Source organism: Alteromonas sp. ALT199 (genome assembly GCF_018619335.1).
GTDB lineage: Bacteria > Pseudomonadota > Gammaproteobacteria > Enterobacterales > Alteromonadaceae > Alteromonas.
This window is the reverse complement of record NZ_JAHHDX010000072.1, coordinates 1-9,461: the sequence shown is the minus strand read 5'-3', so window position 1 is coordinate 9,461 and position 9,461 is coordinate 1. Positions and strand designations below refer to the sequence as shown.

The window sequence follows — 9,461 nt, the reverse complement described above, 5'->3', positions numbered from 1 at the left end:
ACACGATATATGGTGTTTAAAATATCACCGCAACCCAATATGTAGTGTTAAATTAGTTTTGCGCAACTGTATAAAGTAAGTAGTTAACGTCTACGTTATTAGACGAAAGATAAAAACCTTGTGAAATTGGATCCATATGTAAGCCTGTCATATCTCTTGGGAGTAGGCCGGCTTGATCTGTCATCGCCATAAGTTCCGAAGGCTTAATAAATTTACTGTGGTCGTGAGTGCCTTTCGGTACTAGTTTCAGAATGTATTCAGCGCCAACGATCCCCATAAGGTACGACTTCAAATTTCTGTTAAGCGTAGAGAAGAAAACATGGCCGCCGGGCTTAACTAGTTTAGCGCACGCCATTACCACAGAAGCAGGGTCCGGCACATGCTCAAGCATTTCCATACAAGTCACTACATCAAACTGGCCTGAATTTGTTTGTGCAAACGCTTCGGCAGTTGAGCAAACGTAATCAACTTTTATTCCCGATTCTAAGCCGTGAAGTTTTGCCACTTCTAACGAAGCCTCTGCCATATCTAAACCCGTTACCGTTGCGCCTGCACGAGCCATGGACTCCGCTAGAATACCGCCACCACAGCCAATATCGATGACTTTCTTATCAAAAAGACCATTACTATGTTGATTAATGAAGTCTAACCGAAGTGGGTTAATAAGGTGCAATGGCTTAAATTCGCCTTCAGGATCCCACCAGCGAGAAGCAAGTTCAGAGAATTTATTGATTTCTTGTTGATCAACGTTCGTCATGATTAAAACAGTCCTTAACTTATCTCTATTTAAGATATCGTAAATTAAGGTTGTGTTTCACTGTTTTTAAACAGAATTGGCCAATTTTCAAAAAGGGGTGAACGAAAAATAATCGCTTGTCTTTTAGTTGGTTAATAAGCGTAATTAAGCGCTACATTATTACTTCATCAAGTGGTACACTCGAATTACGATTATTACCCAAATAATAATAACAGTGCGCTCCCACGCCTTGCTGTCACAATGATGTGAAAACAAGTGCTGGATAACGCAGAACAAACCAAGATAAAGGGATTAAGCAGTTTATGTCTGATAACGCTAAAGAAATCCTCCCCGTTAATATTGAGGAAGAGTTAAAGAATTCTTACCTTGATTACGCGATGAGCGTTATTGTCGGGCGAGCCTTGCCTGACGTAAGAGATGGCTTGAAGCCAGTGCACCGTCGTGTGCTGTTCGCGATGAACGAACTAAAAAACGACTTCAACAAGCCATACAAAAAATCTGCCCGTGTGGTGGGTGACGTAATTGGTAAATATCACCCTCACGGTGACTCTGCAGTTTACGACACTATTGTACGTATGGCGCAGCCGTTCTCTCTTCGCTACATGCTAGTAGACGGCCAAGGTAACTTTGGTTCGGTAGACGGCGACTCAGCCGCTGCAATGCGTTATACCGAAGTTCGCATGGCGAAAATTGCGCACGAATTACTTGCCGATTTAGATAAAGAAACAGTAGATTTCGTACCTAACTATGACGGTACTGAATTCATTCCTGAAGTATTACCTACAAAGGTCCCAAATCTTTTAGTTAACGGTTCATCGGGTATCGCGGTTGGTATGGCGACCAATATCCCGCCACATAATTTAACCGAAGTAATCAACGGTTGTGTTGCGTTAATTCAGGATCCGTCTATTACTATCGACGATTTGATGACATACATTCCCGGTCCTGATTTCCCAACGGCTGCTATGATCAGCGGTCGTAAAGGTATTGAAGATGCTTACCGTACAGGTCGTGGTAAAATTTACCTTCGTGCAAAGGCGGATATTGAAACCGATAGCAACGGCAAAGAAACCATAATAGTTAACGAGATTCCTTACCAAGTTAACAAAGCGCGTCTTATTGAAAAGATTGCTGAACTGGTAAAAGAAAAGCGTATCGAAGGCGTTTCTGCACTGCGTGACGAGTCTGATAAAGACGGAATGCGCATTGTTGTCGAAGTTAAACGCAATGAATCTGCCGAAGTACTGCTCAACCATTTATATGCCAATACTCAGCTTCAAACGGTATTCGGTATTAATATGGTTGCACTAGACAATGGTCAGCCTAAGGTATTTAACCTTAAAGAGACATTAGAGTGCTTTATTCTTCACCGCCGTGAAGTGGTTACACGCCGAACCGTATTTGAATTACGAAAAGCCCGTGACCGTGCTCATATCCTTGAAGGCTTGGCTATTGCGCTTGCTAATATAGACCCTATTATTGAGTTAATTAAAGCGTCACAAAGCCCTGCAGATGCGAAGAAATCGCTAGTTGCACAAGGTTGGGACTTAGGCGATGTAGCGCAAATGCTAGAGCGTGCTGGCGACGATGCGGCACGCCCTGACTGGTTAATGCCTGAGTTTGGTATTCGCGACGGCAAGTACTACTTAACGGAACAGCAAGCGCAAGCAATTCTTGACCTTCGCTTACACAAGCTAACAGGTCTTGAACACGAGAAGATCCTTGAAGAGTACAAGCAGCTACTAGAAATTATCGCAGAACTTCTTCACATCCTAAACAGCCCAGAGCGTTTGATGGAAGTGATTCAAGAAGAGCTTGAAAAAGTACGTGATGAGTTTGGTGACGAGCGTCGTACTGAAATTACAGCTGCAAGTCACGATATTGATATCGAAGACCTAATCGAGCAAGAAGACGTTGTAGTAACGCTTTCTCGCGAAGGTTATGTTAAGTATCAGAAGCTTACAGACTACGAAGCACAACGTCGTGGCGGTCGTGGTAAATCTGCAACTAAGATGAAAGATGAAGACTTCATCGAAAAGCTTCTTGTTGCGAATACGCACGATCACATATTGTGCTTCTCAACCAGAGGTCGCTTGTACTGGTTGAAAGTGTATCAATTGCCGTTCGCTAGCCGAAATGCACGCGGACGTCCAATTGTAAACATACTGCCGCTAGAAGATAATGAACGTATTACTGCTATTCTTCCTATTAAAGAATTCGAAGAAGGTAAGTTTGTACTGATGGCAACGGCAAACGGTACAGTGAAAAAGACTGACTTAAGCCTATATTCTCGCCCTCGTTCAAGCGGTATTATCGCTGTTAACCTAAATGACGGTGATGAGCTAATTGGTGTTGATATTACCCACGGTGATGACGACATCATGTTGTTCTCTGACGCGGGTAAAGTAGTTCGCTTTAACGAGAAGCTTCGTGATAGCGAAACCGGTGAAGTGAAGCGCGACCCAGAAACAGGTGAAGAGCTACTTGCACTTCGTCCTATGGGGCGTACTGCAACAGGAGTTCGCGGTATTCGTCTGCAAGACGGGCAAAAAGTGGTATCACTTATTGTACCTAAAGGCGATGGTCCAGTCCTGACGGCAACAGAGAATGGTTTTGGTAAGCGTACCCCGCTAGAAGATTACCCAGCGAAGAGCCGTGCGACACAAGGTGTTGTGTCTATCAAGGTGTCTGAGCGTAACGGTAAAGTAGTTGGCGCTGTACAGGTAGACGAAACCAATGAGATTATGCTTATTAGTGACCAAGGTACACTGGTTCGTACCCGTGTAGGCGAAGTGTCAGTAGTAGGCCGTAACACGCAGGGCGTTCGCTTAATACGTACAGTAGAAGGCGAGCATGTTGTAGGGTTACAACGTATTGAAGAAGTGGCAGAGTTACAGGAACTCGATGAGGACGGTAACCCAATCATTTTAGACGATGCGCCAGAACAAGCAGAAACTGCTGTTCAAGAGCAAGAAAACACCGCAGAAGACGGTGACAGCTCAACGACAGAAGAGTAGGGATAGGGCGCAGGTTTTCAAAGCCTGTGCATTATCAGTGTTCTTTCAAACAAGCGGCTTTTGCCGCTTGTTTACCTAATAGACCCGCAAAACGTTAAAACAAAGCGGGTTAAACGGTACTTATCTACAGGTGTTGAAAAACGCGATGAAAGAGGTTTTTAACTTTAGTGCTGGGCCGGCCATGCTTCCTAAAGAAGTAATGGAAAAGGCACAATCAGAATTTACAAATTGGCGCGATTTAGGCTGCTCTGTAATGGAAGTAAGCCATCGTGGTAAAGATTTCATAGAGATAGCTGCAAAAGCCGAGCAAGATTTGCGTGACCTGCTATCTGTCCCATCTAACTATCATGTGCTTTTCACACATGGTGGTGGACGCGGTCAATTTGCTGCTGTTCCCCTTAATTTATCATCTTCTGCTGATACCAGTCTTCACTTAGTGAGTGGCTCTTGGTCAAAAGGCGCAGTGAGTGAAGCGAACAAATATAATAATGCAGTAGTAGTAGGCGACGTCACTGAAAAAGACGGGCTTCACTACATTGCTAATCCTAATATCAGTGAAATCGATCAGTCTGCGGCCTACTATCATTTCTGTCCAAACGAAACCGTGGACGGCATCGCTTATGATTGGCTACCAGAGTCGGGCAAGGTACCGCTGGTATCTGATATGTCTTCAACGATATTATCGCAGCCGCTTGATGTGGCAAAACACGGTGTAATTTACGCTGGCGCACAAAAGAACATCGGTCCAAGCGGTTTGTCTGTGGTTATTGTTCGCGAAGACCTCGTTGGTAAAGCGCGTAAAGAAACGCCCTCTATCTTCGACTACGCATTAGCGGCAAAATCAGACTCTATGTACAACACACCGCCTACTTTCTCATGGTATTTGGCAGGGCTTGTATTTGAGTGGCTTAAAGACATGGGCGGTGTTGATGCTATGGCGAAGCGCAATGCAGAGAAGTCTGCACTTTTGTATTCTGCCATTGATAGTTCTGATTTCTATTCAAGTAAAGTTCACCCTGACAACCGTTCTAAAATGAACGTGCCGTTTCATTTGGCTAACCCTGAGTTAGATAAGCTATTCCTTGAGCAATCGCAAGATGCGGGTTTACTTGCATTGAAAGGACACCGTTCGGTAGGGGGCATGCGTGCCAGTATTTACAATGCAATGCCGGTAGAAGGCATTGTTGCGCTAGTTGAATTTATGCGGGAATTTGAAAGAGTGAATGGATAAAATGGAGCAGTTAACATTAGACCCGATTGCAAAAATATCGGGAGAGGTCAATGTACCTGGCTCAAAGAGTCTGTCTAATCGCGCACTGTTGCTTGCTGCGTTAGCACAAGGTGAGACCGAATTAACCAACTTGCTTGATAGCGAAGATATCGAGCATATGCTAAATGCACTTACTAAGTTAGGTGTTAGCTATCGCTTGAGCGAAGATAAAACTCAATGTGTTGTGCAAGGTAATGGTGGCGCATTTGAGGTGGCTGAGCCACTTGAGCTTTTCCTAGGTAATGCCGGTACAGCAATGCGCCCCTTATGCGCTGCACTTGCCGCAAGTAACGTTGATACGGTACTTACTGGTGAACCGCGAATGGAAGAGCGCCCAATAGGCGATTTAGTTGATGCGCTACGCGAAGCAAATGCTGACGTGTCTTACCTTAAAAATGAAGGCTACCCTCCGCTTCAAATTAAAGGTAAGACGTTAAACGGTGGAGAAATGTCGGTTGATGGCAGCGTGTCTAGTCAATTTCTAACGGCGCTTTTAATGGCAGCACCCCTGTTTTCAGGAGATGTGACTATTCGTATTAAAGGCGAATTAGTGTCTAAGCCTTATATCGATATCACGTTAGATACCATGGCTAAATTTGGCGTTACTGTAGAGAATGACAACTACCAGACGTTTACGGTTTCTGGTGATGCCAAGTACGTTGCGCCAGGTAAATTTATGGTAGAAGGCGATGCTTCTTCTGCATCTTACTTCCTTGCAGCCGGTGCCATTAAAGGCGGGACGGTACGCGTAACCGGTATTGGGCAAAAAAGCATTCAAGGTGACATCCGCTTTGCTGACGTGCTTGAGGCCATGGGTGCAAAGGTAGTGTGGAATGATGAGTATGTTGAAATAACCGGTGGGCCTCTTAAAGGCGTGAACATGGATATGAACCATATTCCGGATGCAGCCATGACCATTGCTACTACAGCGCTGTTTGCCGAAGGTCCAACGACCATGACTAACATCTATAACTGGCGTGTTAAAGAAACAGACCGACTTGCGGCTATGGCAACCGAGCTTCAAAAGCTAGGTGCGAAAGTAGAAGAAGGGCATGACTACATAAAAGTGTGGCCAACTGATTCGCTAAAACACGCTGAAATAGATACGTATAACGACCATCGTATTGCAATGTGCTTCTCACTAGTTGCATTAAGCGATACTCCGGTCACAATTAACGACCCAGGTTGTACACGCAAAACCTTCCCAGACTATTTTACCCGCTTTAAAACTTTGTACAGCGCGTAAAAGCCTTATAAAAATGAGTCACAGGTTAACGAAGGGCTATGCAGGTTAACCCTTTAACTGCTTCGTTGATCTGAGTCAGATTTATCCTAATGTACAATGCCGTTGCTTAGAGGCGGCATTGCTTATCTCTCACTAAAGCGTATAATTACGCGCGATTTTTAGTAATTTAAATGATGGAGCAGGTATGCATTCCACACCCGTAGTCACGGTTGACGGTCCTAGTGGTGCAGGCAAAGGTACGTTAAGTAGCTTGCTGGCAAAAAAGTTAGGGTGGCACTTTCTAGATAGCGGTGCAATCTACCGCGTTTTAGCAGTTGCTGCACTTCACCACGACCTTCCGTGTGATGATGAAGAATGTGTTGTTCCTTTAGCAACCGGTCTTGACGTTAGTTTCGAGACGAATGGCGATACCACTCGCATTATTTTAGAAGGCGAAGACGTTACTGACGATATTCGCACCGAAGATGTTGGTGCTGTGGCGTCTAAAGTAGCAGCATTACCACGTGTTCGCGAAGCTTTACTGCGCCGGCAACGAGCTTTTCAACAAGATCCTGGTCTCGTTGCTGACGGTCGTGATATGGGGACCGTGGTATTTTCTGACGCACCTGTAAAGATTTTTCTTACAGCGAGTGCAGAGGCCCGTGCGCAGCGCCGCTATAGCCAGTTGAAAGCAAAGGGCATGGATGTTAATATTGCGCGCCTTTTAACCGATATCAAGGCAAGAGACGAGCGCGATACACAACGTGCGGTGGCTCCTTTGGTACCGGCACAAGATGCAGTAATTATAGATTCAACAGACTTGGATATTGACCAAGTCTTTGAAAAAGCGATGGATATTATTTCCTCACGCCTTTAATGGCATGAGTTGATCGCATCCAAAGCAGTGTTGCTACAGGAAGTGGCGACTAACCTTAATAACCCCGCGTTATCCGGATAAGAAGCGTGGATATCAACTTAAAAGTTTATTTGAGACTTATGACTGAAAATTTTGCACAACTTTTTGAAGAAAGCTTACAAGAACTAGAAACACGTCCAGGTTCAATTGTAAAAGGTACTGTTGTTTCTATCGACAAAGACATCGTTCTTGTTGATGCAGGCTTGAAATCAGAAAGTGCTATCCCAGCTGACCAATTTAAAAACGCTGAAGGCGAACTTGAAATCGCTATCGGTGACCAAGTAGACGTTGCACTAGATGCAGTTGAAGATGGTTTCGGTGAAACTATCCTTTCTCGCGAAAAAGCGAAGCGTCACGAAGCGTGGGTTGAGTTGGAAAAAGCTTACGAAGATAAAGTCACTATCAAAGGCGTTATCAACGGTAAAGTTAAAGGCGGTTTCACTGTTGAAGTTAACAGTGTACGCGCATTCCTTCCTGGTTCTCTTGTTGACGTACGTCCAGTTCGTGACACTACGCACCTTGAAGGCAAAGAGCTTGAGTTCAAAGTAATCAAGCTAGACGCTAAGCGTAACAACGTTGTTGTTTCTCGTCGTGCAGTAATCGAAGCGGAAAGCAGCCAAGAGCGTGAAACGCTTCTTGCTAACCTTGAAGAAGGCCATGAAATCAAAGGTATCGTTAAGAACCTTACTGATTACGGTGCGTTCGTTGACCTTGGCGGCGTAGATGGTCTTCTACACATCACTGATATGGCTTGGAAGCGCGTTAAGCACCCAAGTGAAATCGTGAATGTTGGTGACGAAATCAACGTTAAAGTACTTAAGTTCGACAAAGAGAAGCAGCGTGTTTCTCTTGGTATGAAGCAAATGGGCAACGATCCATGGCAAGAAATTGCTTCTCGTTACCCAGAAGGTACTAAGATCAACGGTCAGGTTACTAACCTTACTGATTACGGCTGCTTCGTTGAAATTGAAGACGGCGTTGAAGGTCTTGTACACGTTTCTGAAATGGATTGGACCAACAAAAACATCCACCCATCTAAAGTTGTTAACCTAGGTGACACTGTAGATGTAATGGTTCTTGAAATTGACGAAGAGCGTCGTCGTATTTCTCTAGGTCTTAAGCAATGCATTGCTAACCCTTGGGAAACTTTTGCTGAGTCATACGAAAAAGGTGACAAAGTATCTGGTAAGATCAAGTCAATCACTGACTTCGGTATCTTTATCGGTCTTGACGGCGGTATCGACGGTCTAGTTCACCTTTCTGACATTAGCTGGAACAAGTCTGGTGAAGACGCAGTTCGCGACTACAAGAAAGGCGATGAAATCTCTGCAGTTGTACTTCAAGTCGACCCAGAGCGTGAGCGTATTTCTCTTGGCGTTAAGCAAATCGAAGAAGATCCTTTCAACAAGTATCTGACAGATAACAAGAAAGGTGCTATTGTTACTGGTACAGTAACAGAAGTTGATGCGAAAGGCGTTACTGTAAACCTAGCTGAAGAAGTTGATGGCTACATCCGCGTTGCAGACCTTGCTGTAGAGCGTGTTGAAGACGCAACAGAAGTAGCAAGCGTTGGTGATAGCATCGAAGCGAAGTTTATGGGCGTTGACCGTAAGAACCGCACTGTTAACCTATCTGTTAAAGCTAAAGATCAGGCTGACGAAAAAGAAGCTATCGATAAAGTTAACCAACAAGAAGATGTTGGTTTCGCTAACGCGATGGCAGAAGCATTCAAAGCTGCTAAAGGCGAATAATGCTTTTGTGGGTGTGCATCTGCACACCCATTTCGCGATAGCTGTTTAAACAATAATATTGACAATGAGGTTAAGCATGACCAAGTCTGAATTAATTGAACGGCTCGCGGATCAAGCGCGTCATATTCCGGCGAAAGAGCTCGAACTGGCTATAAAAGAACTTCTAGAACAAATGGCGCAAACTCTTCAAAAGGGTGAACGTATTGAGATAAGAGGTTTTGGTAGTTTCTCTCTTCACTACCGTGCTCCACGTGTAGGAAGAAACCCTAAAACGGGTGAAACGGTGAAGCTAGACGGTAAATATGTACCGCACTTTAAGCCTGGTAAAGAACTTCGCGAAAGGGTTGATGCTTCAATCGCATAATAGATTTTAAAAGCCGCTGAAAAGCGGCTTTTTTGTTTCTGTAAATACACTCTCACCACTAAAGTTCCAAACTTTCTTCCCTCCAGTTTAACTACGATACCTCAAGTAGAGTGCTGTATAATAGCTTTATGCCTAATAGCTATTGACCCCAACTTAAATAG

The 9,461-nt window shown here is 44.4% G+C and carries 7 protein-coding genes; 6 read left to right on the top strand and 1 reads right to left on the bottom strand.

From position 1 onward, the window contains the following. Positions 1 to 52: 52 nt before the first annotated feature. Entirely contained in the window at positions 53 to 757 is a 705-nt protein-coding gene (gene ubiG, locus KL866_RS07285) for a bifunctional 2-polyprenyl-6-hydroxyphenol methylase/3-demethylubiquinol 3-O-methyltransferase UbiG (protein WP_025255377.1), read from the bottom strand. 302 nt (positions 758 to 1,059) lie between these two features. On the opposite strand from ubiG, the gene gyrA reads away from it, so the two are divergent. The 6 genes from gyrA (at position 1,060) to ihfB (ending at position 9,300) form a co-directional block, all read left to right on the top strand. Further along, a complete protein-coding gene (gyrA, locus tag KL866_RS07280; RefSeq protein WP_025255376.1) occupies positions 1,060 to 3,774 on the top strand; it encodes a DNA topoisomerase (ATP-hydrolyzing) subunit A in 2,715 nt (904 codons plus the stop codon). 145 nt (positions 3,775 to 3,919) lie between these two features. Beyond that, positions 3,920 to 5,005, top strand: coding sequence for a 3-phosphoserine/phosphohydroxythreonine transaminase (serC, locus tag KL866_RS07275; protein ID WP_214994339.1), 1,086 nt, complete (start codon positions 3,920 to 3,922; stop codon positions 5,003 to 5,005). Position 5,006: 1 nt separating this feature from the next. Further along, positions 5,007 to 6,290 carry a 3-phosphoshikimate 1-carboxyvinyltransferase gene (gene aroA, locus KL866_RS07270; protein WP_025255374.1) on the top strand — a complete coding sequence of 428 codons (1,284 nt, stop codon included), beginning with the start codon at positions 5,007 to 5,009 and terminating at the stop codon, positions 6,288 to 6,290. Between the two features lie 184 nt (positions 6,291 to 6,474). Beyond that, complete coding sequence (cmk, locus tag KL866_RS07265) at positions 6,475 to 7,146, top strand: (d)CMP kinase (protein ID WP_025255373.1); 672 nt, start codon at positions 6,475 to 6,477, stop codon at positions 7,144 to 7,146. A gap of 119 nt (positions 7,147 to 7,265) precedes the next feature. Then, positions 7,266 to 8,936, top strand: coding sequence for a 30S ribosomal protein S1 (rpsA, locus tag KL866_RS07260; protein WP_025255372.1), 1,671 nt, complete (start codon positions 7,266 to 7,268; stop codon positions 8,934 to 8,936). A gap of 76 nt (positions 8,937 to 9,012) precedes the next feature. Continuing rightward, complete coding sequence (ihfB, locus tag KL866_RS07255; RefSeq protein WP_014949641.1) at positions 9,013 to 9,300, top strand: integration host factor subunit beta; 288 nt, start codon at positions 9,013 to 9,015, stop codon at positions 9,298 to 9,300. The last annotated feature ends 161 nt before the right edge of the window (positions 9,301 to 9,461 follow it).